Below are 25,883 nucleotides of genomic sequence, written 5' to 3'. Positions count from 1 at the left end.
AATCAGCGGGTGGTCACAAGCTCCAGCATCTACAATCCCCTGTTGGCTTGGATTGGACGGCCGCGATTTAACGCCAGGGCAGGCACACCGTCAATAGCGTACAGGCAACGGCCCTTCCCGGCCTTTGCAAGGACATCCGTTCTCCGATTCTGCGTAGGAGAGGGGCCCGCCGCGTGGTGTGAGTTCCTGTGGCCGTCGAACGGTTTGTACTCTCACCCGGCAGGGATTAGCCGCGCAACTCGTGAAGGATCGCTGCTGCGGCGCCAAAGGCGACCGCATCCGTCGCGGAGTTCTGCGGAACAAGGATTTGCGGCTGCAGAACCCGCGCCCCTTCAAATGGGTTCGATGTGGCAAGTTCAAGCCAGCCGGCAAGACGTTTGCGGACACTCCAGGGCAGCGTCCCTCCGAGATAAATTGCAGAAGGCGCGAGGATGGCTGCAATCATGAAGCCCAGCTTTGCCGTCTCCGGCCCTGCCACATCAATCCACTGGCTCAGCCCGATGACTTGCGGAACTTGCTGCCCTGCCAGTCCTGGCCTTCATCGCCGGGGTCGTTGGCCCGCGTGCGGCGGCGTTTTGCCGGCAGCCCGCAAGCGCTCGACGATACCAAGGGCCGGGCACATATCTGCAAAGGCCCGGAGCTTGAAACCGTTTCAAAACGCGGCACTCTCACGTGAACACCGACTGTCAGCATCGTATTATAGCCCGCCAAGCCAAGGGTCATGGCCAGGAAGGTGATATGGAACGATGCGGTGAAACCGGACTGGATGCCTGCCAGTTCGGCTGCACTTAGACCGAACAGTCCATCGCCTCTTGCGGCTCATGCTCACCGGCTTCCTTCCCGCTCAAAGCGTCGGGCCGAAGCTGGGGAAATGAGACTGCTGCCTTGGACCTTGTGTCCACGGAAAGTCTGAAGACGTCGGGCCGGGCATAGTGACCGGCCACGTCGAGGTCGTACTTGCCGCGGACGATGACGCGCCGGTCGATCTCGGCGATCTTTATCGCCTCCCCGGAGAAGTCCGGCTCAACCAGAACGTTCCCAAGCGGGTCGATGATGCAAGACCCGCCCCTGATCAGAACCGTGGCCGGGTCGTCGCCCTGGATCGGTGAATAGTCAGCAGGACCGTCGCCACGAGTGAAATGCTGACAGGCAGAGAGGACGAAGCAGCGCCCCTCGAGTGCGATCGTGCGCATCGTTGGCAGCCAGGTGTCGCGGTCATCGACCGTGGGAGCACAGTAAAGCTCGACGCCCTGGGCGTACATCGCCATTCGCAGCAGCGGCATGTAGTTTTCCCAGCAGATCACACTGCCGATGCGGCCTAGCGCGGTTTCCGCCACGCCGATGGTCGATCCGTCGCCGAAGCCCCATACGAGCCTTTCGAGCGCCGTCGGCATGAGCTTGCGGTGCTTTCCAACCAGCCGTCCGGCGGGATCATAGGTGACCGCGGTGCAGTACAGCGTGCCGCCGTCGCGTTCGATGATGCCAAGCACGAGATGAACGCCATTGTTGCGCGCGATTTCGCCAAGCCTCGCCGCCTCCGGGCTCGGCAGTTCGATGGCGCTCTCATAATAGCGGCGGAAATCCTCGCGACCCTCCGGACTCCGCATTCCAAGCCGGGCCCCAAAATCGAGCCCCTTGGGATAGCCGCCGACGAAGGCTTCAGGAAAGACGACCAAACAGGCGTCCTGGGAAGCGGCTGCCCTTGTCAGGTCCGCGACCTTTTCGATCGTCCGGGGAGTATCGAAAAGGACCGGAGCGGCTTGAACAACAGCTGCTTTAAAGATCTGCGACATCGGAATACCTCAAAAGCTATACGACAGCGCGCGTTCCCAGCGATGGCTGGGAAAGCAGACTCGCGAGTTGCGTCAGACCATCCTCCAGAGCGCCACGATCGGGAGCGACGCCGACCGAAATTCTGACCGCCTCTATTGGATGAGCAGTTGTGGCGAATGCCGAGCTTGGAACGATGGAAACACCGGCCCGATCGGCATGCTCGGCGAAATCCGCAGCGCGCCAATGATCAGGCAGGCGCAGCCAGAGGTGATGCCCGTGGGGATCGGCGGCAATGCTTGCCTCTCCCAAAATGGCCGCCGCCAGCCTCTGGCGTTCAACATTCTCCGCGCTGATGGCTGTGGCGATCTCGTCCAGCGTGCCTTCGGAAATCCAGCGGCTGGCCAGGGCCGACATGAGGGGAGGCACCATCAGAATGGTCGCACGCAGAACGGACGCCAGCCTCAGTGCCTTGCTTGCGCTTGGCGCGACCACATAGGCCACGCGCAGAGCCGGCGTCGCGCATTTGGACAGGGTCGCGATATGCCAGGTAATATCGCCGGCAAGCTCCGCCATTGCAGGAATGCGCTCAGGCCTTAACGGAGCGTAGGGGTCATCCTCGATGATCGCGACCTCGTATTTACGGGCGAGCGACGCCAGGGCGCGGCGGCGTTCTTCGGGCAGTGTCGCCGTCGTCGGATTGTCGATTGTCGGAACGGCATAGAGCGCCTTGGGCGCCTTTTCTCGACAAACGCGCTCGAACGCATCGGGAATGATGCCGTGCTCATCCATCGCCAGAGGCTCAATGGTGAGCCCGCGCTGTACGGCGACAGCCTTCAGACCCGGATAAGTCATCGCTCCGGCGGCAACGACATCGCCTTGTCCAACCAACAGCTCACAAAGGGCAAATAGCGCGCACTGCGCTCCACCGGTCACGACAACACGTTCGGCCGTGGTTCCGCTTATGCGCTGGTCCAGCCAACCGGCAGCCGCTGCCCGATCAGCTTCCGCCCCGTTGCTCTCCTGATAATGCAGACTGAGAAGCCCGCGTGGACTGCCAAGAATGCCCGCGATTCCTTGCGGGAAGATCTTCCGAAAGTCGGTTGCCGCCGGTTGCGGAGGAATGTTCATGCTGAGGTCGATCAGCGGGTGGCTTTGATCGAGCGGATCTGCACCTTCCGGCTTTTCGCTGATGAAGGTGCCCCGACCCGCGTGCGCTTCGACAAGTCCCCGGCGGCGGGCCTCATTGAAGGCCCTGGTTACGGTCGTCAGGTCCACCTCGAGAGCCTCGGCAATCGCACGTTGCGGCGGCAGTCGCTCGCCGCGGGCAACCCGCCCGGACCGAAGATCGGCCTCCAGCGCCTCGACAATGCCGAGGTATTTCATGCGCGCGGTTTCGATCAGTCGCGGTCGCCACATGTTGCCCTCGTATCTGTATGGTCATTTCACATACAATGCATCTAGCATGTATGGCTAGTGAATGAAAGACCGGATTGCGTCAAGTCTGCTTGGCAGACTGCCTCTACGAGGGTGAGAATATGCTGGTCTTTCACCCTGATGACTATATCGACTGAGGTATTTGTCGGCTTGGGTTCCCTGCCGGGCGATCCAGTCCTGGCGAGACAATCCCTCTGCGATGCGGATCGGCCACAGTGCAGCCTACGCGGGGTCCGCCCAAGACTGCGATTGCCAAGCCTCCGCCGTCTGATGCTGATCATGTGAACGAAAGGGTCGGAAAGCTGCACCGTTCCTATTTTTTCCTCGCGCCGTCTCTGCTCGCAATCGGATATTGATGGCCTTCTTTCTGCGCTGACAAATGAGGCAGACCCGAAGCGCTTCGTCCGGCCCTCTACTATCTCTATCCATTCGGCGGGATTGCTGACGCCGTCCGCTGGATGAACGGCGCCTTGGTCAGACAAGGCCCGTCGCCTGACCCTATCAGGCAACGGGCGCGGCATCTCGATCAGGTTCGTCTTGCCAAGGCATCCGTGACCGCGTGCACGAAATCTGTCACGCGTTGTGTTGGCAGTCCCGCCACGTTGATCCGGCCGTCTTCGACGATATAGATGCCCCGTTCTTCCCGCAGCGTCAGTATTTCTCCGGGGGACAGGTTAAGGAGCGAAAACATGCCGCTCCCGTTCTCCAAGTAGTCAAAGCCGGTCGTGCCCGTTGCGTTGCGGAACGCGGCCGCCAGCGCACGCCGGTTGTCCAGGATTGATTGAGTCATCTCGCTGAGCTCAATTCGCCAGGAGGCTGCCAACTCTGCATCCTCCAGAATCGTGCGGACGATCGCGCTGCCGTGGTCTGGCGGCATAGAGTAGAGCGGCCTTGCGACGAGAGCCATATGCTCGCCTGCTAACCTTGCACGCGCTTCATTCTCAGCAAGGACCAGGGCACATCCCGTTCGCTCCGAATAGAGGCCGAAATTCTTCGAACAGGAAAAGGCGATCAGTAGCTCCGGCATCTTCGCTGCGAGCAAACGGACGCCGGCAGCGTCTTCATCGAGCCCGCGTCCGAACCCTTGATAGGCCAGGTCGACGAACGGAATGAGCCCTCGCTTGCCCATCACCTCAGCAATGGCTTCCCATGCCTCGAACGGCAGATCGGCTCCACAGGGGTTGTGGCAGCATCCGTGGAAGAGAACGACATCACCCGCCGGGATGGTCTCCAGCTTTGCCAGCAGCAGATCGGGACGGACCCGCAGTTCCGTCCGGTCATAGTAAGGATAGCCTGCAGTCTTCAGCCCGGCATCCGCGAAGATTGTCTGATGATTGAGCCACGTCGGCTCCGGCACCCAGACAGCGACATCCCTCCTTGCGCGAGCAACCAGCCCGGCCAGCACGCGCAGCGCGCCGGTTCCGCCGGTCGCCTGAATACCGGTCAGCCTTTCCGGCCTGCCCGTTCCGAGTATGAGTTGTGCGACAGCGTCGGCGAAGCGCAGATCGCCGCGCGCGCCTACATAGGTTTTCGTAGTGCGGTCATCAAGGAGGCGGCGTTCGGCCTCGCGAACCGCCTGCATGATCGGCGTATGCCCGGCTTCGTCGCGGAACACACCGATCCCCAGATCCAGCTTGTCCGAGCGGCGGTCTGAGCGTACGGCGCCGCCAAGAGCGAGGATGGGATCGACCGGAGGGGTCGGCAATGCCTCAAGCATTTTCGCCCTCCCGTCCCGGCCTCGCCGTCAGGGCAATCCCCACACGGTTCAGGCAGGTGAACGCTTCCTCTATCTCTGCATCCGTTATGATGAGCGGAGGCAGGAGCCGCAGCACATTCTCTGCGGCGGCGGCAGAAAGCATCCCGTTTGCCCGTGCAGCAGCCGCCACCTCAGCCACGGGCGGGCCGCAGCGGAGGCCGAGAAGGAGGCCTTCGCCGCGGACCTCGGGAAAGACCTCCGGATAGAGCGCTGACAGCGCCTCAAGGGCGGTGCGCAGCTTTGCGGCTACGCGTCTGACCTCGCTCAGGAAGGCTTCGTTCGCGACGATCTTCACCACCTCGGAAGCGATCGTCATCGCGAGCGGATTTCCGCCGAACGTGCTTCCATGCGTTCCAGGCATCATCCCGGCAGCCGCACTTTCAGTCGCAAGGCAAGCGGCTACAGGAAAGCCGTTTCCGAGCCCCTTTGCAGCGGCAAGAATGTCCGGCGCCGTGCCCGTTCCCTGATAGGCAAAGAGATTTCCGACCCGGCCAATCCCGGTTTGCACCTCGTCGAAGATCAGGAGGGTGCCTGTGCGATCGCAAATCTCACGAACCTGTCTGAGGATTTCCGCTCCCAGCCGGCGGACGCCACTTTCCCCTGAATGGGCTCGAGCAAAACCGCAGCGGCTCCAGCGCCGCAGGCTGCAGCGAGCGCGGCCATGTCCCCGAACGGAACAACGGTGAACCCCGGCGCTGGCGGCCCAAAGCCTTCGAGATACTTCTCACGGCCACCGGCAGCAATCGTCGCCAGCGTCCTGCCGTGGAAGGCGCCTTCGAATGTCACGATGTCAAAGCGCTCCGGTTTGCCCGAAACGAACTGGTAGCGCCTTGCCGTCTTTATGGCTGTCTCGACTGCTTCCGCACCCGAATTGTTGAAAAAGACGCGATCGGCAAAGGTGTTTTCGCAAAGCAACCGTGCCAGTTCCGCCTGCTCGGGAATCTCTACGGTATTCGATACGTGCCAGAGCTTCTTCCCTTGCCGGACCAAGGCATCGACCAGCTTTGGATGAGAGTGGCCTAAGCCTGTAACGGCGATGCCGGTGGCAAAGTCGAGATAGCGAATGCCATCGGTACCCTCCAGCCAGGCACCGTCTCCGCGGGAGAAGCTCACGTCCGCTCGTGAGAAGCAGGGATAGAGATAATCCCTGCCTTCATCATGCTGTGAAACCTTTGCGAGGGCGCTCATTATTGGTCTCCCTGGCTGACCTGCTGGTAGCCCCAGGTAAGCCACTCGAGGGCAATACCGAGATCTTCCGCATCAATCGTCGCGCCAGCCCAGAGCCGAAAGCCAGGAGGCGCGGTTCGATAGGCGCCAACATCAAGTGCCACCTGCTCCTGCGCCATCAGGCTCGAAATGGCATTCGCCAGCTCCGCTTGACGGGCCGGATCAGCCGCCAGCAACGGATCGACGATCTTGAGACAGATCGATGTTTCCGACCGAATGTCGCTGCGGCTGGCGAGGAAATCGCACCAGTCGTTCTGTTTGATCCAGGTCTCGACACGCTCGAAATTCTTCCGGCACCGGGCTATCAACGCGGGAAGGCCGCCGATGCCGCGCGCCCAACGCAACCCGTCGATCGCATCCTCGACGGCCAGGAGGGACGGCGTATTGATCGTCTCGCCGGCGAATAGCCCTTCGGTCAGAACGCCATTCTGCACCATGCGGAAGAGCTTCGGCATCGGCCATTGCGGCACGTGATTGACCAGCCGCTCAGCCGCGCGCGGACTGAGGACGATCATGCCGTGGGCACCCTCTCCACCCAGCACCTTCTGCCAGGACCAGGTCGTCACATCGAGTTTTGACCAGGGCAGGTCCATTGCGAAGGCGGCTGAGGTCGCATCGCAGATCGTCAATCCGGTTCGATTGTCGGAAATCCAGTCACCGTTGGGCACACGCACGCCGGACGTCGTTCCGTTCCAGGTGAAGATCGTGTCCCGGTCTGGATCAGCCTGTGTCAGGTCCGGCAGCTCTCCATAGGGCGCCTGGAAGACCCTGCGGTCCTGGATCGGCAACTCCCTGGTAATGTCGGTGACCCAATCACCGCCGAAGCTCTCCCAGGCGAACACATCCACGCCGCGCGGTCCGAGGAGGCCCCAAAGCGCCATCTCGACGGCTCCCGTGTCCGACCCCGGGACGATGGCGATGCGATAGTCTGCCGGAACTCCCAGGACTTCGCGCGTGAGGTCGATCACTTCCCGAAGCTTGGCCTTGCCCGGCTTGGACCGGTGCGACCGGCCCAATGCAGCGCCGTTCAACGCCTGCAGCGTCCAGCCTGGGCGCTTCGCGCAGGGACCTGACGAGAAGTTGGGGTTTGTGGGTCTTTTCGCTGGTCTGGGGGCGTTTCCACTCATGTCAGATCCTTTCCATCTCGTCCAACTAGACAAAGACAATATCGTTTAATAAGTATGGTTATAAGCCATACATAATCTGATATTGCGAATCCGGCGATAAGCACCAGACGGATAAGCCGCCGAAATACGTGCGGCAGATTGCAGCAGGCATTCAAAGGAGTTGCCTCAAAATCCTCGGCAGACAGATTGTATGGGTAAATTTGAAGTGGAGCATACAAATGAACATTCACTTGGATCCAGCTGAGAGCACCACACAAGCCTTGACGGGCGCCCTCGCGAGCTGCCCGCTATTCGCCGTGCTGCGCTGGATTCCGCCTCAAGACGCCGAAGACGTGACCGGGATCCTGGTCGAGGAAGGCTTCCGGCTTATCGAAATTCCGCTCAATTCCCCTGACCCGCTTTCCAGCATCGAAAAGCTTGCCAGCCGCTTCGGCGGTACCGCTCTCATCGGAGCAGGCACGGTCATGCGGCCTGAGCAGGTCAGCCAGGTGGTGCAAGCCGGCGGCAGGCTCATCGTCATGCCGCATGCCGATCTCAAGGTCGTTCGTGCAGCCAAGGACCACGGACTCGCTTGTTTTCCGGGGGTCGCAACACCCACCGAAGCGTTCGCAGCTCTGGACGCAGGTGCCGACGGCCTCAAGGTTTTTCCTGCGGAAGCGATTTCTCCCGCCGTGCTGAAGGCATGGCGTGCTGTGATCGCGAAGGAGATTCCGCTGATGCCGACCGGAGGGATTACGCCAGAAGCAATGGCCGAATGGGTACGGGCCGGTGCGACCGGTTTCGGAACCGGCGGCAATCTCTACGCCCCCGGACGATCGCTCGAAGATATCAGGCTTCGGGCCCGGGCCTATGTCGCGGCCTGGCGAAGCATCGCCGGCGGGTGTGTTGAGACCGGCAGAATTTCATCATGAGGGATGGCGCCGCGCTCGATCACCGATTGTAGCCGCGGATTCCCGGTGAAGCCGGGGAGGCGGTCAACTGCGAGCCTGTGCTTGCGCTGTTGACCGCCTCCCCGGCATCGGAACCGGGATCTTCCGGACCGGCAAGTTGACCGGCTTCGCGGCGGACAACTTTGGGCCGGGATCCGGCACGTCAAAGCCTGATCCTGGCCGTCAGCAGCTGCATCACCGGGTGTGAGCGTTACGCTCCTTCCACCGGAATCGCTATTGCTTGTGCTTCAATGTCGGGCTCCAGAACCGCGACGATCAGCATCAGAACGACGATCGGCACACCGATGAGCGCAGCGTAGAATGCCACGTCGATACCGATCCACAGACAGCCGACCAGGATTGCCTGGACCAGATTGACCATCGTCCAGGGTAGTTGCTCGGGCACAAAAAGTTCCGGTGAATGAAGCCGAATGGCCTCATGCCGGTCGTGCGCGGGATCACGGCGAACGTCATCCACGCTGCAAAGGCCCAGAACGCGCCTGTGGGCCCCGCATAAAGAGCACCGAATACCGGAGCGAGCGCCGTCGTAAGCCAAAGCGCAAAGGCTTTGCGGCGCTGCGCTCCCCGTTGAAGTTCAGTATTGCTCATCTGACGTCTCCGGTTTGTCGTTATCGAGAAAGATGCGCTGCGCCGCGCCATCGAGGTCGTCGAACTGTCCGTTGCCAAGCGACCAGAGGAACGCGACAACTCCCAGCGAGCCGAGTGTGAGCGCGATTGGAATGAGAAAGGCCAGCGGGCTCATCTTGGTGTCCTAACCTTGGGAGGCTGCGCGCGAAGCGCATTCAAAGTCACAATGATCGAACTGGCCGACATGGCGGCGGCTGCAACAAGCGGGGTCGCAAAGCCAAGCACGGCCACAGGGACCAGCGCCAGATTGTAGAGCGCGGCAAATGCCAGGTTTTGACGGATGATGCTGACCGATTTCCTTGCGGTTCGATGCGCGAGGGTCAAAGCCGACAGCGACTCGCCGGGCAGTACGAAGTCCGCAGCAACCTGGGTGGCGGGTGCGCCGAAGCCGAAGCTGGCAGACACGTGAGCCATCGCCAGAGCCGGCGCATCGTTCAAGCCATCGCCGGCCATCAATGTCCGCGCACCGCCGGCTTTCCAGTTTTCCAGGATTTGCGCTTTTTCCGCAGGCTTCAGACCGCCCCTTGCATCGTCGATCCCGAGCTCTGCGGCACATTTGGCAACGACGACGGAACGGTCGCCCGAGAGGATGCTGATCCTGGCCCCGGTTTTGCGGAAATAGGCGACTGTGCCAGCAGCGTCGAGGCGTACCACGTCCGAGAACACGAAACGCCCGCGAAAGCCGCCATCGACGACGATCCAGACTTCGCTGGCAACGTCTTGCGCTTCGCTTTCAATCCCGCAGAATGCAGCGCTGCCGAGTTTTGCGGCAACGCCATCCACCTTCCCCGTGATCCCGCGGCCCGCAACTTCGGACACCTCGCTTGCCACAGCATCAGTTCTGAAGCGCTTGGCGATCACCTGCGAAAGAGGATGGCGGCTCACCATGGCCAACGCGGCTGCTGCGCGGATCAGGGCAAGATCGGAAGGGGCACCCGTTAACTCCGGGCGTCCTCCGGTCAGCGTGCCAGTCTTGTCGAAGACAATGTGATCCGCCGCCGCCATGCGCTCCAGCGCGTTCCCCGAGCGAACAAGAATGCCGCGCCTTAGCAGGCCGCCGATCGCAGCGACCTGAACGGCCGGGATCGCCAGGCCGATTGCACACGGGCAAGCAATAATCAGCACGGTCACGGCATTCAGAAGCGAGGTCGAAAGACCAGCGCCGGCGATGAACCACCAGCCGCCAAACGTCAGCAATGCTACGGCGTGCACCAGGGGCGTCCAGAAAGCGGAAAGGCGGTCCGCCATTGTGGCGACGCGGCCCTTCTGAAGTTGGGCCTGTTCAACCAGACGCAGGATTCCGGCAAGGTGGCTCTCGGCAGCCGCTTTGTTCGCTTGAATGTGCAGACCAGTCGCACCAGACACAACGGAGCCTGCCAGCACCTCATCGCCGGGCCGCACCGGTTCGGGGAGCATTTCACCCGTCACAGCCGACCTGTCGAGAGATGTTTCGCCCATGACGACACGGCCGTCAGCAGGTACCGTTTCGCCGGGGGCGACCACAACAACCATTCCAGGTTCGACAGACCCCGACGGTACATTTGCGGTCTTGCCGCCGGGCAGCAGCACCGTGGCGTGCTGCGCCCGGATCATCGCCAGTCGTTCGATAGCCTCCCGTGAGCGAGCCCGGACCCGGAAATCGAGATAACGCCCGATCAGCAGAACAAAGAGAAGCATCGTGGCGCTGTCGAAATAGACGTGAGCTTGGTGACGCAGGAGCTCCATGAGACTGATGGCTGTCGTCAGCACCAGGGCAGCCACGATGGGAACATCCATGTTCGTCGTGCCACCCTTCAGCGCCATGAATGCGGAGCGGAAGAATGGCCGGGCCGCCACGGCGACAGCCGGCACAGCGACCAGAGCTGACAGCCACGAGAGAAACGACTGGGTGCTGGCGTGCATTCCCTGCGCCTGACCGGCCCAGACCGCCCACGCGAGCATCATGACGTTGGCTGAAGCGAATCCTGCGATCGCCAGACAGCGAAGCAGCTCTCGACCCGCCCTATCGTTTGAAGCTCCGATCGCCCCGGGATCATAGGGCGCGATGGGATAGCCCAACTCTCGCACAGTGCTACCGATAAATTCTGCGTGGCTCTGCGCACCGTGCCACTCGACCGAAAGCCGGCGAAGCGTAAGATTGACCCTGGCGCGAGTGATCGCCGGATCCCGCGTCAGACGGGTCTCGATCTTGCGAATACAGTTTGCACAATGCACCCCTTCGACAAGCAGATCGAGTTGATGTGCTTTTCCATCCTTGGACGTAGTGAAGGCAGAGAGGAACTCTGTGCGGGACGCCGGAGTTCTCGCAGCAATGTCTTGAGATGCGCTCATGGCTGAACGTCAACCTCGTCGATGACATGGATGCTCTGGCCATCGCGCTCGACCCGGGCGCGGATAAACCACCTTCCCGCCAACGGAACCGAGAGCTTGGCTTCATAGACCCCGTCTGGCCGCCGGACGTACTCGACGGGCTGGATTTGCGGAAACCGCGTCATCAACTCGGCGGTCGCACGTATCTCGTCCGCAACAACTTGCTTTCCATCCCGGTCTCGAATGATGAACGCCAGATCGCCGCCCAGTTCATTGCCTTGCTTGAACGTCAGTGTGGCTGCCCAGCCAAGGCGTTTCTCCACCTCACGCTGCGCCAGAACGTCATTGTAATCCAATCCCACGGCATACGCGTTGTCCGTGACGACGCCGGTAAACGACTGGTTCGCCAGAACCACGAACCAGGTCAACAGCCCCGTCAGAAAAACGAAGAAGAGGATGAAGCAGGCTGGAATCCAGTGGTCCCTCCGGTCACCAGCAGACGCAGATTCGCTCATTGCGCAGGCCCCCAGAAATAGGTCTCGACCTGGCTCAGCGTAGCGCCTGTCGCCACATCGGTTACGATGATGCCGACATTGGTCCGGCCCGGTGGCGCGGTTCCCGGCGCAGCCGTGACGAACAACCGGTCGCTGATGTGTCGCGAACCGGGGATCGCGATCTCGGCTTTCTCGTGCTCCGCCTTGCCGTCACCGAAGCGCAACGACGCGCCCGGCAGACCTTCGATATGAACGGCAACCTGGTCGAGCTGCGGAAGACGATGTGCAAGACGGAAACTGAAGTCATTTCTGACCGAACCATCCGACAACTGCACAAAGGGCTGCCCCCTTTGCGGATCCACGTCCAGCAGGACCGATTGCATTCGCAAGGTTCCTGCGACGATCGAAAACAGCGCTATCGCGCAGAGCAGGCCGTAGAGAAGAACCTTCGGCCGAAACATGCGAACCTTCGGCGGCTTTAGCGAACCGCTCCGCTCCGAGCCTTCAACATCAAAGCGGATCAGACCGGCGGGCCGGTCAATCTTCGCCATGATGTCGTCGCAGGCATCGACGCAAAGGCCGCACCCGATGCATCCCATCTGCAATCCGTCACGAATATCGATGCCAGTCGGGCAGACGTTCACGCAGCGCTGACAATCGATGCAATCGCCACGGCTGCCGTCGAAGGCGGCAGCTTGACGCACCAAGCTCGACAGATCGGCAAGATCCCGCCGCAGGGGAACTTTCTTCTTGCCGCGTGGCTCACCCCGCCATTGTTGATATGTGACGACGAGGCTCTCCCTGTCGAGAAGTGCTGCCTGAAAGCGCGGCCATGGGCACATGTGCAGGCAGATCCGCTCCTTGGCGTAGGCCGCAAAGACCCATGTCGTGAGCGTCAAGACGCCAATGGCAATGTAGGCACCCAGAGGCGCGCTTCCGGTGACCAATGCTGAGGGGAAGCTCGGTGCGTCATTGAAAAAGGCCGCGAAACCGAAGGCCGTAAGCACTGCAATGAGGATTTGCGCAATCGGCTTTGCCACATTCGACAGAACGGTGCCCTTGCCGAACAGGCGTTCGCAGAAGCGGTCGACCGTGAAAAAGAGGTCAGTCCATACGGTCTGCGGGCATGTGAAGCCACACCACACTCGTCCCGCAATCGTCGTCGCGCCGAACAGGCCGAATGCGCCGAGGATGAGCACACCAACCGCGATGGGAAGATCCTGGGGCCAGAACTCCAGGCCAAAGAGGAAGAGACGCCGGCCTGGCAAGTCGAAAAGAATGGCCTGATCGGGAAGTTGCTGCCCACGGTCCCATCTGATCCACGGCGCCAAGAAGTAGAATGTCAGCAAGCTCAGGGCGACAGTTGTCTTGATCGTCCTGTAGCGGCCCCGGACGGTCTGGGGGACCGGCAGGCGGGGTGTTTTCCGTGTCGGGATCGTATCAATCAGCGTGGTGGTGGCCATTACTTCTCTCCACCGCCAAGCGTGTGGACATAGACGGCTAACATCCGGATAGTCGCTTCATCGAGCCGTGCCTCCCATGCCGGCATCTGGCCCATACGCGGCTGCGTGATCTGAACAATGACGGCATCGCGGGAGCCGCCATAAAGCCAGATTGCGTCGTTGAGACGCGGAGCGCCGAGATCCCGGTTTCCTTCCCCGTCGATACCGTGACAGGACGAGCAATTGTTCGCGAACAGCGCAGCGCCCGGCATCGACGCCCGCGCCGCATCACGGCTCCGATCGGAAAGGCTAAGGACATAGTCCGCTGTAGCTGCAATTTCCTGTCCGCTGAGAATGTCTCCGAATGCGGGCATCTCACTCGTTCGGGTGTCATCGCTCGTTCCGCGGATCCCGTGGCGAATAGTGGTGTGGATGTCGGCGATCTTCCCGCCCCACAGCCAATCGTCATCGACCAGCGACGGGAACTGGCCAATCTGTCCGGTCGCGCCAATGCCGTGGCAAGCGGCGCAGTTCTCGTTGAACGCCGCCTGTCCCCCTGCGACGGCGAAGCGGCGCAGCTCCTCATTGCCTTCGATCTTTTCGAGCGGCGTGGCGAGGATCTGATCGCGCCAGACCGCCTGCTGTTGAAGCGCCTGACGGGTCGCCTGACTCAGATCATTGCGGCTCGACCAGCCGAGGAGACCTGGTGCGTAGCTCCTGGTCGTCGCGAAAGACGGATAGAGGACCAGGTAGCCGACCGATAGCACCCAGGTTACGATAAAGGTGATCAGCCACCAGTTCGGGATCGGAGTTCGCAACTCCTTGATCCCATCCCATTCGTGCCCTGTCGTGATTTGGCCCGTCAGAGGATCACGTTCTTCCGCGTTCATTGGCCGCCTCCGTGTTCCTGGAAGGGAATCTGCGCATGCCGCTCCATCCTGGCTCGGGCGGAGGGGCGGTAAGACTGCCAGACAATCGCGGCGAACAGGATCACGGCGATCACAAGCCAGACGTTGAGGAACAGGCTGATAAAGAACTGGGACATCGGTTATTCCTTCGGCTCGTCAAGGCGCACATCCGAGAAGTCCACCATCGTGCCGAGCACTTGCAGATAGGCGATCAGGGCATCCATCTCGGTGATGCGAGCAGGCTGCCCGTCGAAATCGCCGATCTTTGCGCCCGGATACCGCGCCAGCAGCGCATCGGTATTCTGGCCGGTCGCCTGGGCCTGCACGTCGGCAGCAGCGCTGAGGATCGCCTCTCCGGTATAGGGGACACCGACTTGACGAAGGGCGCGCAGATGGTCGGCAATGTCGTCGAACGCAAGCTCGCGCTCTTGCAGCGACGGGTAGGCTGGCATGATCGAGACGGGCACCACGTCCCGGGGTTGATCATGTGCGCGACATGCCAGGCATTGGAGTACTTGCCGCCCAGCCGTGCGAGATCCGGGCCGGTCCGCTTCGAACCCCAAAGGAACGGGTGATCGTACATGCTCTCAGCTGCGATCGAGTAGTGACCGTAGCGTTCCACCTCATCTCTGAAGGGGCGGACCTGTTGGCTATGACACGCGTAACAGCCCTCGCGCGTGTAAATGTTACGGCCAAGCTGCTCGAGCGGCGTGTAAGGCCGAACGCCTTTGACTGGCTTGATCGTCTCATCAAGCCGGAACAGCGGGACGACCTCGACCAGACCGCCAATGGCGACCACGAGAAAGCTCAGCACGAAAAGAAGAAGCGTTGAGCGCTCAATGGTGGCGTGATTGACTTTTGTTTCAGGTGTTTTTGCCATGGGATAACAGGAGCTTTCGGCAGACGTTGTTGGGCTGGCCCAGCTTTTCGAGGCGAACGGAATTCAGAGCGTGGCAGGTACGTCTTCCGGGGAGGAAGGAGAGCTGGCCACGCGACGGATCTTCGATCCCCGGATCGTCATGAAGACATTGAAGGACATCAGCATCGTGCCAATCAGGTAGAGAAGCCCGCCCAATGCCCGAACGACGTAATAGGGGTGGAGCATGGCGACGCTATCGGCGAACGAATACTGTAAGAAACCAAACTGATCGTACGCCCGCCACATCAAGCCTTGGGCAATGCCCGCCACCCACATAGCCGTGATGTAAAGAACGATGGCGATGGTCGCGATCCAGAAGTGCCACTCGACGAGCCGGTGTGACCAGAGCGGGGTGCGCCATAGGCGCGGCACGAGATAGTAGATCGAGCCGAACACCATGAACGCCACCCAGCCGAGCGCCCCCGAATGGACATGACCCACGGTCCAGTCGGTGTAATGGCTCAGCGCATTGACCGACTTGATGGACATCAGCGGTCCCTCGAAGGTTGCCATGCCATAGAACGCGACGGCGACGACGAGGAAGCGCAGGATGGGATCGGTCCGCAGCTTCCCCAGGCGCCAGACAGCGTCATGATTCCGTTGATCATGCCGCCCCAGGACGGAATCCAGAGCATGATCGAGAACGCCATGCCGAGCGTCTGAGCCCAATCGGGTAAGGCGCTGTAGTGCAAGTGGTGTGGGCCGGCCCAAATATAGAGGAAGATCAACGCCCAGAAGTGAACGATCGAAAGCCTGTATGAATAGATCGGTCTCTCGGCCTGCTTCGGAACGAAGTAGTACATCATCCCGATGAAACCGGCCGTCAGGAAGAAGCCGATCATGTTGTGGCCGTACCACCACTGAATCAGCGCATCCTGCACGCCCGCGAACTGCGAATAGCTCTTGGTGCCCACAAACGAGACGGGCACAGCCAAGTTATTGACGGTGTGAAGAATCGCGACGGTAATGATGAAGGCCAGGAAGAACCAGTTCGCGACGTAGATGTGCGGCTCGCGCCGCCGCGCGAGAGTTCCCGTGAAAACCGCCAGATATGTCAGCCAGACCACGAGCAGCAGGAGATCGGCATACCATTCCGGCTCGGCGTACTCCTTGCTTTGAGTGATGCCGAGCAAATAGCCCGTCAAGGCCAGGATGAGGAACAGCTGATAGCCAAAGAAGATCAGCATCGAGAGCTGGCGCCCGCCCCAAAGCCCAACCTGACAGGTCCTCTGGACGATGTAGAGCGACGTTGCCAAGAGGGCATTGCCGGCGAAGGCGAGCACGACACCCGACACGTGAACCGGGCGCAGCCGGCCGAACGTCAAATACTCGGAATAGTTCAACGACGGGAACGTGAGTTGCAGGGCCGCAAGCACGCCTGCTGACATTCCGGCGAGAGCCCAGATCACAGTCGCGATGGTGAACCAGCGGACAATCTGTTCGTCATAGCCGGGAATTGTCACTGCCTGCGATTCATCCTGTTCTATCGCACCATGCATCACCAAACTCGCTTCTGTTCACATCGCCGCAAAGACATGATTGTCTTGTTAGTATGGTTTTAAGCCATACACAAAACTACAGATCGAATCCATACGGAACCTGCGCAGGTGCGGCAAAATGCGCCACATGCGGGCGCTGGACCATCGTTCTGGGAGTTGAGGAGATAGTCATGATGTATGGCTTGTCGACAAATAGCCATACATAGATGGCAGATGCCGCAAGCGGATTGCAATCCAGGAAACTCACGGCGGCGAAAGCGCGAAATTGGCCAGCCAAAGAAGACGGCGAGGTTGCGCTGAACGCAAACCTCGCCGCGTAGCTTCGGCTGAGCAGCGCCAGGCCGCCGGCGCTACAGATGACGGCAACTAGAGCTTGGGCGAAGCGGGACTTCGCGAACCGCCCGGGCTCGCGTTCTCTTCGTCAGCAGGCGCAGACACGGCAGCACGCCGCCCGATGAGACGCTGCAGCAGCGGGCCAGCGTTCATGGAACTCGTGGCCGCATTTTGCACCCATTGCTCGGGCGGGTGCTCCGGGGGCGTAACGATCGAGGTGAAGCCGCATTGCGTCAGGGCCGCCAACTGATCAGGCAAGATGTGTCCGATCGCACGAATGTCGCCCTGAAAGCCGTGCCGGCCCCTCAGCGCCCGAGCGACTGTGAAGCCCCGGCCGTCCCGGAACTTGGGAAATTCGATCACGACCAGCTCGACCTCGTGGAGAATGGGGGCAAGCTGGTCTGCCGTGATTCCTGCTTCGGCAAGAACGCCAAGGGGGCCGTCCACTCGGCCACTTGGACCGGTCTCTGAAAGGATTTCGAACGGCACTATGCAGCCAGGCTGCAGCTGCTCCGTTCGATCTGCCTCAGGATAGATCCAGCCATCGTCGATTATCTGTCCCTGACTATCGATCAGCGGCATAGACGGCCTCCTTGAACGGGGCAGCGCCCAGCCGCCGGTATGTGTCTATGAACTGCTCCCCTTCGGCGCGTTGCAGCATATAGGCCTCGACAATGGCCTCTATGGCGTCAGGTATCCGTTCAGCCGGAACGGCAGGTCCAATGATCGTACCGATTGCCGCCTTCTCGTCGCCAGCGCCGCCGAGGGCAATCTGATAGACCTCCTCGCCGTTCTTATCGACGCCCAGCAGGCCGATTTGAGCGACATGGTGATGGCCGCAGGCGTTGATGCAGCCAGAAATATTGAGTTCCAGACGCCCAATATCGCGCTGACGCTCCGGATCGGCGAAACGCTCTGCGATCTTCTGCGCAATTGGAATTGCGCGCGCCGTCGCCAGGCTGCAGTAATCCATCCCCGGACAAGAGATAATGTCCGTGATCAAGCCGATGTTGCCGGTGGCCAGCCCGCCATCCACGAGCGCCTGCCAGAGATCGTAAAGATCGTCCTTCCGGACGTGCGGCAAGACCAGGTTCTGTTCGTGAGAGACCCGTATTTCGCCAAAGGAAAAACGATCGGCAAGATCGGCGATCAGGTCCATTTCATCCGCACTTATGTCGCCGGGGATTCCGCCGACGGACTTCAGCGAAATCATCGAGCAGATGTAGCCCGGCTCACGATGCGGATGTGTATTTGCGTCGGCCCACGCCTTGAACGCCCGGACCTTGCTCAATGCGCGCTCAAGCGTCAGAGACGTGGACGGCAAACTCTCGAAGGGCGGGGGAACGAAGCGCGCAGCAACCGCATGAATGATGCCTTCGTCGAGAACGCAATAGTCAGCGGGCATGGCGCCAAACTCTTCCTCGATCATCTCGATGAAGCGTTCCGGCTTCATGTCGCGAAGCAGGATCTTGATACGGGCCTTGTAGATATTGTCTCGTCGGCCAAGCGCATTGTAGACGCGCAGGATCGCCTCAACGTAGCGCAGAAGGTCCCGTACCGGCAGCCATTCGCGAACCTTCGTGCCAACAACGGGCGTGCGCCCCAGGCCACCGCCGGCATAGATCTGGAAGCCAGGTTCACCAGCCTCATTACGCTTCGCGAGGATGCCAATGTCGTGGACACGTACGGCGGCGCGGTCCTGCGGACTGCCGGTGATGGCAATCTTGAACTTGCGCGGCAGGTAGGTGAATTCCGGATGGTCTGTAGACCATTGGCGTAGAATTTCGGCATAGAGGCGCGGATCTACGACTTCCTCCGCAGCGGCCCCTGCAAAATGATCCGTCGTCACGTTGCGGACGCAATTGCCGCTGGTCTGGATCGCGTGGAGATCGGCCTCCGCCAGCACGGCCAGTATGTCTGAGGCATCCGCGAGCCTGGGCCAGTTGAACTGGATATTCTGACGGGTCGTGAAATGCCCGTAGCCGCGATCATAGTAACGAGCGACATAGGCGAGCTGACGCATCTGGGATGCACTCAGCACGCCATATGGCAGGGCCGCACGGAACATGTAGCCATGCAGCTGAAGGTAGAGACCATTCATCAGCCGCAGCGGCTTGAACTCTTCTTCGTTCAGCTCGCCCGAAAGGCGCCGCCGGACCTGATCGCGAAACTGGCTCGCACGATCACGCAGGAACTGACGATCATATTCGTCATAGCGGTAGATGCCTGCAAAGGGAGAGGCCGAAGTCTCCGAAGGGGAGGAGGAAGGGGCCCCTGTGCCCAACGCGTCTCCGGAGGTGTTCCGGCCAGGTCGTTGCGCACGCTTGGGCCTGCTGCGCGCAACCGCTCGCGTCTGGCGGTTGGAACGATCCGGCCTTCAATCAATTCGACCGGGATCTCGCGCACATCGACAACAGTATTCCGATCCCGATCCTGCGCCCTCTGCAGCATCGGCGGGACCGACGCTGAATCAAAGACCGCGGCAGCTGCGATGTCGCTGGCCCAGCCGTCTGTCTGATCAAGCCACACGACGACCCCATCGGTCAGCCGATTGGCGGTGATGATGCTCTCGGGCATTCGCAAACTCCAAGATGGCAGGGTTCAGGCTGCAGCCTGCTGGACTGCTGTCCACCCGAGATCGCGCCCAACCTTGACAAGGGCGTCCACCAGACCTCGCATATGGGCCTCTGTATGGAATGGAGTCGGGGTGATCCGCAGCCGCTCCTGGCCCCGCGCAACCGTCGGAAAATTGATCGGCTGGACATAGATCCCATGTTCGGCGAGCAGGCGCTCGCTGATCCGGCGGCAGAGGTGAGCGTCGCCTACGATCACCGGGAGAATGTGGCTGGGGGTATCCAGAACGGGCAGACCGGCATCGCGCAGCATCGCCTTCAGCCGGGCGGCGTTCTCTGCCTGGCGCGCCCTCTCTTCCGGATGCGCCTTCACATGTCGAATGGCCGCTACGGCGCCGGCGGCCAGATGCGGGCAGAGCGAGGTGGTGAAAATGAAGCTGTCGGCCAGGCTACGGATAACGTCGATCAGAAGGGCGGGGCCCGCCACGTAGCCGCCCATCACCCCAAAAGCCTTGGCAAGCGTTCCTTCGATCAGCGTCAGCCGGTGAGCAAGGCCCTCACGCTCGGCGATCCCGCCACCACGGGCACCGTAGAGCCCCACGGCATGGACTTCGTCGAGATAGGTAATCGCGCCGTGCTTTTCCGCGACGTCGCAAATCGCCTCAATCGGCGCGATGTCGCCGTCCATGCTGTAGACGCTCTCGAACGCGACGATCTTGGGCCGGGCAGGGTCGACGCCGCTCATCAATTCGTCCAGATGGCCGGGGTCATTGTGCCGGAAGATGAACCGTTCAGCGCCCGACCGGCGGATGCCTTCGATCATCGAGTTATGATTGAGCGCATCCGAAAAGATCGCACAGCCAGGCAAAATGCGCCCGAGTGTTCCAAGCGCAGCCAAGTTCGAGATCCAGCCGGACGTGAAGATAAGCGATGCTTCCTTGCCGTGCAGGTCCGCGAGCTCCGTTTCGAGCGCGGTGTGCTGCCGGTTGGTTCCGGAGATGTTTCGCGTGCCCCCGGTCCCCGCGCCGGACATGTCGATTGCTTCATGCATGGCGGCAAGCACGTCGGGATGCTGCCCCATGCCGAGGTAGTCGTTGCTGCACCAGACCGTTACGCGTTGCGTCTCGCCGTCCGGGCGATGCCAGAGTGCCGTTGGAAACTCCCCAGCGACGCGCTCGAGCTCAATGAACGTCCGATAACGGCCGTCCAGCTTCATGTCAGAAATCAGATCCTGAAACTTGGCATTGAAGTCCATTTGTCACCACCTGTCGCACGACCGCTGCCGCGGGAGCTTTTGCCGTCGAGAAGTCGGCGGCCATACATGCATCTAATCACGTATGCTAAAGTGCCATACAATACAAGAATAGTCCCCTCAATCAGAGAGATCGCTTCAGGGAAAGCCTGATGCCATATGACACCGCGCGGCGAGGGGCTGGCTGTCTTCGACATCAAGATGAGAGTGCGGAAGTCACCGGTTTTGGCTAAAACTCAAGGGCCTTGAGGCGAAAAGCGCCATGCTCCCATGCCTGCGCGCGGATCCGAGTTCAAGCCACGTGCGGCGTAATGTATGCTTAGAACGCATACAGTATGCGGCGATTTGTCGTCCTCAAGATTGCCCGCGGTTGAGCGGCGGACTAAGGCGTTCAGCGCGCAAGCGAGGGCTCCCGTTGTTTCACCTTCTCCGGCCGCCTCCCTGGGGGGAGCGGAGGGAGATCATTACCCGCAAGTACGATTTTCAGGTGATTTCGCGCGCGGGCGTTTCCTTGATCTGCGCTACGAAATTTCTGACCGTCGGCGAACTCTCGTCGGATCGAAAAACAGCCGCCACTTCTGAGATGATCGCCTTGCCGTCGATCGGCCTGAAGATCACGCCGGGCAGGTGTAACACGCCGCTGGCGACTGACGGGACCACCGAGATGCCCGCCCCCAAAGACACCTGGGTCAGAACCGCCAACAGGCCGCCCGGAGCAGATACGATACGGGGATGGAAGCCTCCCCGATTGGCCACTTCATAGGTTCCTGCATTCTGTTCCGGCATGATGAACGCGTGCTCTTTAAGCGTCTCAGGATGAACCGCTTTTAAACCACGTGAACTCGGCGGACTTTCTGGCATTGCAAGACAAAAGCGGTCACGTAAGAGGACGTGACGCTGCAACGAATCCGGGATCAGCATTGGCAGCCGGACAAAGCCCACGTCGACTTTCCCATCGACGATGAGATCGGGAAGCGACTCCATCGGAATTTCTCGTGCATTCAGGTCGACGTTCGGCCACGCCTTCCGGAACTCACATGTTTGTTCCCTGAGCACGCCCGCATATGCCGCGGATCCGACATATCCGATCTCGACCCTGCCAACTTCACCACGGCCCGCCCTGCGTCCAACGCTCTGCGCCTTCTCGAACTGCGCAAGGACGTTGCGCGCCTCGCTCAGAAAGATCTCTCCGGCGGGTGTCAGGGCTACCGAACGTTTCGTTCTCGCGAAAAGAGGGGCAGCCAAGGTTCTCTCGATCTCTTGAATCTGCACGGTCAGCGTCGGTGGGGCGATGTTCAATCGTTCTGCCGCTCGCGCGAAGTGCAGTTCTTCGGCGAGAACCACAAAATACCTGAGATGCCTTAGCTCCATCGCACCCTGCTTACTATTAGGTAAGACCTAATAATAAGGCAAAAACCCGAAAATGCGAGAAATTTAGCCAAGGGGTAGTGGTTGATCGCCGACATCAAAGGAGCCGCTCATGTCACGATCCCTCTTTCTTCCCGGTCTCACCGCTCTAGCTGCGCTGACTCAATGAGCGATCTTGCACTAACGCGCCGATCGGCGAACCCGCTCCTTGTTTTGCTCACTGCGTCGACCGGTTGCGCGATGACCGTCCTCGATACGAATGTCGTGGCGATCGTTCTTCCCACAATCGCTCGCGATTTCCAGGCAAGCTTCGCTGAGATCGAGTGGGTCATCAGCACCTATGTCCTCTGCTTCGCGGCTCTCCTTCTGCCTGCTGGCGCCATAGCGGACCGGTTTGGACGCCGCCGCATATTCTTGATCGGCATCACTTCTTTTGCGATCTCCTCCCTTATGTGCGGGCTCGCGCCTGCGGCGATGGCGCTTTACCTTGCGCGGGCGCTGCAGGGCGTGAGCGCCGCCTTCATGCTGGCGCCCGCCCTCGCAATCATCGGGCACACTTTCCACGTCGAAACTGAACGCAATCGCGCTTGGGCGATCTGGGGCGCGATGATGGGGCTCACCATGGTGCTCGCCCCGATCATCGGAGGTGTCATCGCATATGCCCTTGGTTGGCGATGGGCCTTCCACATCAATGCGCCGGTCTGCGCGCTGCTCGCGCTCGCGGCCCTTTTTCTGGTGGACGAGTCCAGCGACGCAGCGGCACGCCGGCTCGACCCTGCGGGAATTGTATCTTTCACCGCGACTATGTTCGGCCTTACGTGGGGACTGATCAACGGTCAGGCTCATGGCTGGGGATCCACCAGCGCCCTTGTCGGTTTTGCAGGCGGAGCTTTGGCGCTTGCGACCTTCATCGTTGCGGAGCGTTCGCAACAGCGCCCCATGCTCGACCTGCAGCTTTTCTCGAACCCGCGCTTCGTCGGCGCCGTTTGGGCCATGTTCGCCTATGCTGCTGCGGCCCAGGTCATGGCATCCCTGCTGCCGCTGTTTCTCCAGAACGGCTTGGGGCGTTCCGCTCTCGAAGCCGGGTTTGCAATGCTGCCATTTGCGCTTGCCATGCTCGTTTTTCCCCAGGTTGGGAGACTCCTTGGAAGCCGCTTTTCCTCAAGAGAGATACTGGCCACCGGCCTTGTCCTCGTCGGCATCGGCAACGCTGCAACGGCTTGGGGTGCGCAAATTGGGTCCTGGCCAGCCGTCATGGCTGGGATGTTGGTGCTGGGCAGCGGTGGCGGTCTACTCAACGGTGAAACTCAGAAAGCCATTATGAGCGTTGTCCCGCGAGAACGGGCGGGAATGGCCTCCGGCATCAGCACCACGTCGCGTTTCTCCGGCATTCTGCTGGGCTTTGCCTTGCTCAGTGGCATCCTTGCGACAGCAGTCCGGCGCCAGCTGGCCGACCCGGCTTGCGCAGAAACATGCCCGCCAGCATCCTCGTTCGCAGACGCGGTTATCGCCGGCGACCTGCCGCATGCAGTCGCCGGCCTGACGGGACCCGCCCGTGAACTGGCGGTCGAGCATGCGCGCGCGGCATTCTCTTCTGGGTTCTCCATCGCACTGTTGACGGCGGCGGTGTTCGCGGCCGGCTCCTCGATCGCCATCTATCGCCTGATGCGCGACCGTCCCGGTTCTTCGTGACCCCGTTACAGCAGGGGCTGCCTGAACAAACATCACAAGGAGGGGCGCCGGATGAAGATCGAAATCACCGGCGCTGGCGAGGCCGGCGCGGCAATCGCAAGGTCCCTTGTCCAGCGGCAGGCCGGCAACAATCTTCTTGAGCGTGGCACTGTCCTCTTCCCATCAGGGATCACAAGTGGGACATCAGAGTTCCAAGTGGCCTAATCTGGAGCGTGCACGCGACCGCCAAACAGACATATTTGGCCTGCAAAAAGATGCAGATCTGGGGCTGGTGAAAGTTCAGAATTCTTGCAAGCTCTTTATTTTCTTTGAGAAAATGTCGCGCTGCACCGGGTGAAGAAGAGAACTATGTCTACGCTATAGCCCTTTAAGCCCGCCCAAATGCACCCGCTCCGACGATCAGGTAAAATTCCATCAGGCAGCAAGGACTATCGCGATGCATACATCCTCTGAAGGGTACAAGACCGGCGCCAAGGCCTATGTCAGCGGGCGACCAGGCTATCCGCCCGAGGCGCTGGGCTGGTTGCGCGGCATCGTGGGCGTTGGACCCGGTCGGAAAGTTCTGGAGCTGGGTGCCGGAACTGGAAAGTTCATACCCATGCTGCGGCAATGCGGAGGAACGCTCATTGCCGTCGAGCCCATTGACGCCATGCGTGTGCAACTCATGGCCGGCTTTCCAGAGGTCGAGGTCCTCGCCGGTTCGGCCGAAGCCATCCCTTTGCCAGACGCATCTGTCGATGCCGTCGTCTGCGCGCAGGCCTTCCACTGGTTCGCCAACGCGGCTGCCTTGCAGGAAATCAGACGCGTTCTGTCGCCGGGCGGCGTGCTGGGGCTCATCTGGAACGGGCGAGATGAGACTGTGCCATGGGTCGCTGAACTGTCTGCCATCACGGACAAGTGGGAAGGAAATACGCCCCGTTATGTGACAGGCGAATGGCGTCGCGTATTTCCCGCACCAGGGTTTGAATTCATCGATGAGCGTCATGCCCGCAACGCACATGTCGGAACGGCAGAACAGGTCATTGTCAAACGGACATTATCCGTCAGTTTCATCGCGGCCCTGCCTCAGCAGAAACAGGCCGAAGTCGAAGAGCAAGTGAGGACGCTGATCGCGCGAACCCCTGAACTCTCAAAGGGCGATGACATTTCATTCCCTTATGAGACGAGCATGTTTGCTTATCGCAAGGTGTAGTCAGACCGGACGTCAGGCACTGGACTTGCTGTCTTGGACGATACATAATTTAATGTAGAATTAATTCATGGATCATCCAGATGGACCCCCTCAGCGATGTGATTGCCCTGCTTCGACCGAACACGGCCATCTCGAAGCCCATTTCCGGGCGGGGTGAGTGGGCCGTGCGCTATGCCGCGCATGAGGCCCCCGGCTTCACGATCATTCTCAAGGGTGCGTGCTGGATAGCATTCGAGGGCGAGGGCCATTTGAAGCTGGAAACGGGGGCATTTCTGCTGCTGCCCTCGACCCCCGCCTTCACCTTGTGCAGCCAACCCGGGATGATCGGAACGCCGGCAGATCCGATGGATGTGCCTGTCCGCCATGGCGAGCAGGAGGGCGAAGCGGATTTCATGGCGCTTGGCGGCACGTTTCGTATCGAGGCGGCGAATGCGCCGCTGCTGCTGGCCCTGTTGCCGCGCATGATCCATGTTCCACCGTCGGAAAGGCGATCGGCGCGGCTCAGGCAGCTGATAGATCTCATCGCCGAAGAGTGTCGTGGCGACGAGCCGGGCAAAGACGCGATCCTTCAGCGGATGCTCGAAGTTCTTCTCATCGAGGCGCTTCGCTCGCAGGAAACGGTGATGGACGAAACGCGCGCCGGTCTGCTGCATGCCATGCGCGATCCGGCGCTTGCGCGGGTCCTTGCGGCCATGCATGCGGATGTGCGCGCAGACTGGACGGTTGCAAGCCTTGCCCGCATGGTCGGCCAGTCGCGCTCCGCCTTTGCCGCGCGATTCGGAGCGGTGCTCGGCTGCGGGCCGATCGAATATCTCGCCCGCTGGCGGATGGCGCTGGCAAAAGACGCCTTGTTGCGCGGCGCAAAGTCCCTTGACCGGATCGCCGACGACATCGGCTACGAATCCGCAAGCGCCTTCAGCACCGCGTTCCGCAAGCGCCTTGGCTGCCCGCCCGGAAGATTTGCCAGAACCAGTGGCCTTGAAGATCCCGACAAGGACTAGTCAGAC

Annotated in this window: 22 protein-coding genes and 3 pseudogenes; 5 read left to right on the top strand and 20 right to left on the bottom strand. The window is 60.8% G+C overall.

Annotated features, from left to right (window positions below):
- Window positions 1-226 precede the first annotated feature (226 nt).
- The 6 genes and pseudogenes from ACQB61_RS18400 to ACQB61_RS18375 all read right to left on the bottom strand — a co-directional run bounded on the left by ACQB61_RS18400 (window position 227) and on the right by ACQB61_RS18375 (window position 7,317).
- Window positions 227-478 carry a hypothetical protein gene (locus ACQB61_RS18400; RefSeq protein ID WP_430513793.1) on the bottom strand — a complete coding sequence of 84 codons (252 nt, stop codon included), beginning with the start codon at window positions 476-478 and terminating at the stop codon, window positions 227-229.
- A 310-nt stretch (window positions 479-788) separates the two neighbouring features.
- Window positions 789-1,793 (bottom strand): carbon-nitrogen hydrolase family protein, encoded by a 1,005-nt coding sequence (locus tag ACQB61_RS18395; RefSeq protein ID WP_430513792.1) that lies wholly within the window; start codon window positions 1,791-1,793, stop codon window positions 789-791.
- A 16-nt stretch (window positions 1,794-1,809) separates the two neighbouring features.
- Window positions 1,810-3,156 carry a PLP-dependent aminotransferase family protein gene (locus tag ACQB61_RS18390; protein WP_430513791.1) on the bottom strand — a complete coding sequence of 449 codons (1,347 nt, stop codon included), beginning with the start codon at window positions 3,154-3,156 and terminating at the stop codon, window positions 1,810-1,812.
- A gap of 577 nt (window positions 3,157-3,733) precedes the next feature.
- On the bottom strand, window positions 3,734-4,924 hold the full coding sequence (locus tag ACQB61_RS18385; protein ID WP_430513790.1) for an amino acid aminotransferase: 1,191 nt from the start codon (window positions 4,922-4,924) through the stop codon (window positions 3,734-3,736).
- Window positions 4,917-6,151: pseudogene (locus ACQB61_RS18380) on the bottom strand (aspartate aminotransferase family protein). Before ACQB61_RS18380 ends, ACQB61_RS18385 begins: the two are co-directional and overlap by 8 nt.
- Window positions 6,151-7,317 (bottom strand): phosphoserine transaminase, encoded by a 1,167-nt coding sequence (locus ACQB61_RS18375; RefSeq protein ID WP_430513789.1) that lies wholly within the window; start codon window positions 7,315-7,317, stop codon window positions 6,151-6,153. Before ACQB61_RS18375 ends, ACQB61_RS18380 begins: the two are co-directional and overlap by 1 nt.
- Window positions 7,318-7,535: 218 nt before the next feature.
- On the opposite strand from ACQB61_RS18375, the gene ACQB61_RS18370 reads away from it, so the two are divergent.
- On the top strand, window positions 7,536-8,228 hold the full coding sequence (locus tag ACQB61_RS18370) for a 2-dehydro-3-deoxy-6-phosphogalactonate aldolase (protein WP_430513788.1): 693 nt from the start codon (window positions 7,536-7,538) through the stop codon (window positions 8,226-8,228).
- 229 nt (window positions 8,229-8,457) lie between these two features.
- Here the strand turns inward: ACQB61_RS18370 and ACQB61_RS18365 are convergent, their stop codons facing one another.
- The 14 genes and pseudogenes from ACQB61_RS18365 to ACQB61_RS18300 all read right to left on the bottom strand — a co-directional run bounded on the left by ACQB61_RS18365 (window position 8,458) and on the right by ACQB61_RS18300 (window position 21,995).
- Window positions 8,458-8,652 (bottom strand): hypothetical protein, encoded by a 195-nt coding sequence (locus tag ACQB61_RS18365; RefSeq protein WP_430513787.1) that lies wholly within the window; start codon window positions 8,650-8,652, stop codon window positions 8,458-8,460.
- Window positions 8,653-8,841: 189 nt separating this feature from the next.
- Window positions 8,842-9,009 carry a cbb3-type cytochrome oxidase assembly protein CcoS gene (ccoS, locus tag ACQB61_RS18360; RefSeq protein ID WP_430513786.1) on the bottom strand — a complete coding sequence of 56 codons (168 nt, stop codon included), beginning with the start codon at window positions 9,007-9,009 and terminating at the stop codon, window positions 8,842-8,844.
- Window positions 9,006-11,225 (bottom strand): heavy metal translocating P-type ATPase, encoded by a 2,220-nt coding sequence (locus tag ACQB61_RS18355; RefSeq protein ID WP_430513785.1) that lies wholly within the window; start codon window positions 11,223-11,225, stop codon window positions 9,006-9,008. Before ACQB61_RS18355 ends, ccoS begins: the two co-directional genes overlap by 4 nt.
- Entirely contained in the window at window positions 11,222-11,719 is a 498-nt protein-coding gene (locus ACQB61_RS18350) for a FixH family protein (protein WP_430513784.1), read from the bottom strand. Before ACQB61_RS18350 ends, ACQB61_RS18355 begins: the two co-directional genes overlap by 4 nt.
- On the bottom strand, window positions 11,716-13,161 hold the full coding sequence (ccoG, locus tag ACQB61_RS18345; protein ID WP_430513783.1) for a cytochrome c oxidase accessory protein CcoG: 1,446 nt from the start codon (window positions 13,159-13,161) through the stop codon (window positions 11,716-11,718). The genes ACQB61_RS18350 and ccoG overlap by 4 nt, the downstream gene beginning before the upstream one ends.
- Window positions 13,161-14,030: a cytochrome-c oxidase, cbb3-type subunit III gene (gene ccoP / locus ACQB61_RS18340; protein WP_430513782.1), complete on the bottom strand. Its 870-nt coding sequence runs from the start codon at window positions 14,028-14,030 to the stop codon at window positions 13,161-13,163. Before ccoP ends, ccoG begins: the two co-directional genes overlap by 1 nt.
- Window positions 14,027-14,185, bottom strand: a complete 159-nt coding sequence (locus ACQB61_RS18335) for a cbb3-type cytochrome c oxidase subunit 3 (protein WP_430513781.1) — start codon at window positions 14,183-14,185, stop codon at window positions 14,027-14,029. Before ACQB61_RS18335 ends, ccoP begins: the two co-directional genes overlap by 4 nt.
- Window positions 14,186-14,188: 3 nt before the next feature.
- Window positions 14,189-14,928 (bottom strand): annotated as a pseudogene (gene ccoO, locus ACQB61_RS18330) (cytochrome-c oxidase, cbb3-type subunit II).
- 63 nt (window positions 14,929-14,991) lie between these two features.
- A pseudogene (gene ccoN / locus ACQB61_RS18325) lies at window positions 14,992-16,466 on the bottom strand (cytochrome-c oxidase, cbb3-type subunit I).
- A gap of 366 nt (window positions 16,467-16,832) precedes the next feature.
- Window positions 16,833-17,381 carry a DUF934 domain-containing protein gene (locus tag ACQB61_RS18320; RefSeq protein WP_430513780.1) on the bottom strand — a complete coding sequence of 183 codons (549 nt, stop codon included), beginning with the start codon at window positions 17,379-17,381 and terminating at the stop codon, window positions 16,833-16,835.
- Window positions 17,365-19,023, bottom strand: coding sequence for a nitrite/sulfite reductase (locus tag ACQB61_RS18315; RefSeq protein ID WP_430514414.1), 1,659 nt, complete (start codon window positions 19,021-19,023; stop codon window positions 17,365-17,367). The genes ACQB61_RS18320 and ACQB61_RS18315 overlap by 17 nt, the downstream gene beginning before the upstream one ends.
- Complete coding sequence (locus ACQB61_RS18310; protein ID WP_430513779.1) at window positions 18,930-19,376, bottom strand: DUF2849 domain-containing protein; 447 nt, start codon at window positions 19,374-19,376, stop codon at window positions 18,930-18,932. Before ACQB61_RS18310 ends, ACQB61_RS18315 begins: the two co-directional genes overlap by 94 nt.
- 24 nt (window positions 19,377-19,400) lie before the next feature.
- Window positions 19,401-20,627 carry a 5-aminolevulinate synthase gene (gene hemA, locus ACQB61_RS18305; RefSeq protein WP_430513778.1) on the bottom strand — a complete coding sequence of 409 codons (1,227 nt, stop codon included), beginning with the start codon at window positions 20,625-20,627 and terminating at the stop codon, window positions 19,401-19,403.
- 480 nt (window positions 20,628-21,107) lie between these two features.
- Complete coding sequence (locus ACQB61_RS18300) at window positions 21,108-21,995, bottom strand: LysR substrate-binding domain-containing protein (protein WP_430513777.1); 888 nt, start codon at window positions 21,993-21,995, stop codon at window positions 21,108-21,110.
- Window positions 21,996-22,232: 237 nt separating this feature from the next.
- On the opposite strand from ACQB61_RS18300, the gene ACQB61_RS18295 reads away from it, so the two are divergent.
- The 4 genes from ACQB61_RS18295 to ACQB61_RS18280 all read left to right on the top strand — a co-directional run bounded on the left by ACQB61_RS18295 (window position 22,233) and on the right by ACQB61_RS18280 (window position 25,877).
- The gene (locus tag ACQB61_RS18295; protein ID WP_430513776.1) at window positions 22,233-23,684 is read left to right on the top strand and encodes an MFS transporter; all 1,452 of its coding nucleotides are present in this window, start codon (window positions 22,233-22,235) and stop codon (window positions 23,682-23,684) included.
- Window positions 23,685-23,735: 51 nt separating this feature from the next.
- On the top strand, window positions 23,736-23,888 hold the full coding sequence (locus tag ACQB61_RS18290) for a hypothetical protein (protein WP_430513775.1): 153 nt from the start codon (window positions 23,736-23,738) through the stop codon (window positions 23,886-23,888).
- A gap of 319 nt (window positions 23,889-24,207) precedes the next feature.
- A complete protein-coding gene (locus tag ACQB61_RS18285) occupies window positions 24,208-24,876 on the top strand; it encodes a class I SAM-dependent methyltransferase (protein ID WP_430513774.1) in 669 nt (222 codons plus the stop codon).
- An 80-nt stretch (window positions 24,877-24,956) separates the two neighbouring features.
- Window positions 24,957-25,877: a cupin domain-containing protein gene (locus ACQB61_RS18280; RefSeq protein ID WP_430513773.1), complete on the top strand. Its 921-nt coding sequence runs from the start codon at window positions 24,957-24,959 to the stop codon at window positions 25,875-25,877.
- The last annotated feature ends 6 nt before the right edge of the window (window positions 25,878-25,883 follow it).

It is taken from the genome of Pannonibacter phragmitetus (assembly GCF_050510895.1).
GTDB lineage: Bacteria > Pseudomonadota > Alphaproteobacteria > Rhizobiales > Stappiaceae > Pannonibacter > Pannonibacter phragmitetus_B.
Note: the sequence above shows the minus strand (reverse complement) of the source record. Positions and strands in the feature narration are given on the sequence as shown.

What these genes read in the sequence shown, in the direction of transcription:
- ACQB61_RS18395 (WP_430513792.1), bottom strand. Translation starts at nt 1,793, where the DNA reads ATGTCGCAGATCTTTAAAGCAGCTGTTGTTCAAGCCGCTCCGGTCCTT.
- ACQB61_RS18390 (WP_430513791.1), bottom strand. Translation starts at nt 3,156, where the DNA reads ATGAAATACCTCGGCATTGTCGAGGCGCTGGAGGCCGATCTTCGGTCC.
- ACQB61_RS18385 (WP_430513790.1), bottom strand. Translation starts at nt 4,924, where the DNA reads ATGCTTGAGGCATTGCCGACCCCTCCGGTCGATCCCATCCTCGCTCTT.
- ACQB61_RS18375 (WP_430513789.1), bottom strand. Translation starts at nt 7,317, where the DNA reads ATGAGTGGAAACGCCCCCAGACCAGCGAAAAGACCCACAAACCCCAAC.
- ACQB61_RS18370 (WP_430513788.1), top strand. Translation starts at nt 7,536, where the DNA reads ATGAACATTCACTTGGATCCAGCTGAGAGCACCACACAAGCCTTGACG.
- ccoS (WP_430513786.1), bottom strand. Translation starts at nt 9,009, where the DNA reads ATGAGCCCGCTGGCCTTTCTCATTCCAATCGCGCTCACACTCGGCTCG.
- ACQB61_RS18355 (WP_430513785.1), bottom strand. Translation starts at nt 11,225, where the DNA reads ATGAGCGCATCTCAAGACATTGCTGCGAGAACTCCGGCGTCCCGCACA.
- ACQB61_RS18350 (WP_430513784.1), bottom strand. Translation starts at nt 11,719, where the DNA reads ATGAGCGAATCTGCGTCTGCTGGTGACCGGAGGGACCACTGGATTCCA.
- ccoG (WP_430513783.1), bottom strand. Translation starts at nt 13,161, where the DNA reads ATGGCCACCACCACGCTGATTGATACGATCCCGACACGGAAAACACCC.
- ccoP (WP_430513782.1), bottom strand. Translation starts at nt 14,030, where the DNA reads ATGAACGCGGAAGAACGTGATCCTCTGACGGGCCAAATCACGACAGGG.
- ACQB61_RS18335 (WP_430513781.1), bottom strand. Translation starts at nt 14,185, where the DNA reads ATGTCCCAGTTCTTTATCAGCCTGTTCCTCAACGTCTGGCTTGTGATC.
- ACQB61_RS18320 (WP_430513780.1), bottom strand. Translation starts at nt 17,381, where the DNA reads ATGCCGCTGATCGATAGTCAGGGACAGATAATCGACGATGGCTGGATC.
- ACQB61_RS18310 (WP_430513779.1), bottom strand. Translation starts at nt 19,376, where the DNA reads ATGCCCGAGAGCATCATCACCGCCAATCGGCTGACCGATGGGGTCGTC.
- hemA (WP_430513778.1), bottom strand. Translation starts at nt 20,627, where the DNA reads ATGGACTTCAATGCCAAGTTTCAGGATCTGATTTCTGACATGAAGCTG.
- ACQB61_RS18300 (WP_430513777.1), bottom strand. Translation starts at nt 21,995, where the DNA reads ATGGAGCTAAGGCATCTCAGGTATTTTGTGGTTCTCGCCGAAGAACTG.
- ACQB61_RS18295 (WP_430513776.1), top strand. Translation starts at nt 22,233, where the DNA reads ATGACCGTCCTCGATACGAATGTCGTGGCGATCGTTCTTCCCACAATC.
- ACQB61_RS18290 (WP_430513775.1), top strand. Translation starts at nt 23,736, where the DNA reads ATGAAGATCGAAATCACCGGCGCTGGCGAGGCCGGCGCGGCAATCGCA.
- ACQB61_RS18280 (WP_430513773.1), top strand. Translation starts at nt 24,957, where the DNA reads ATGGACCCCCTCAGCGATGTGATTGCCCTGCTTCGACCGAACACGGCC.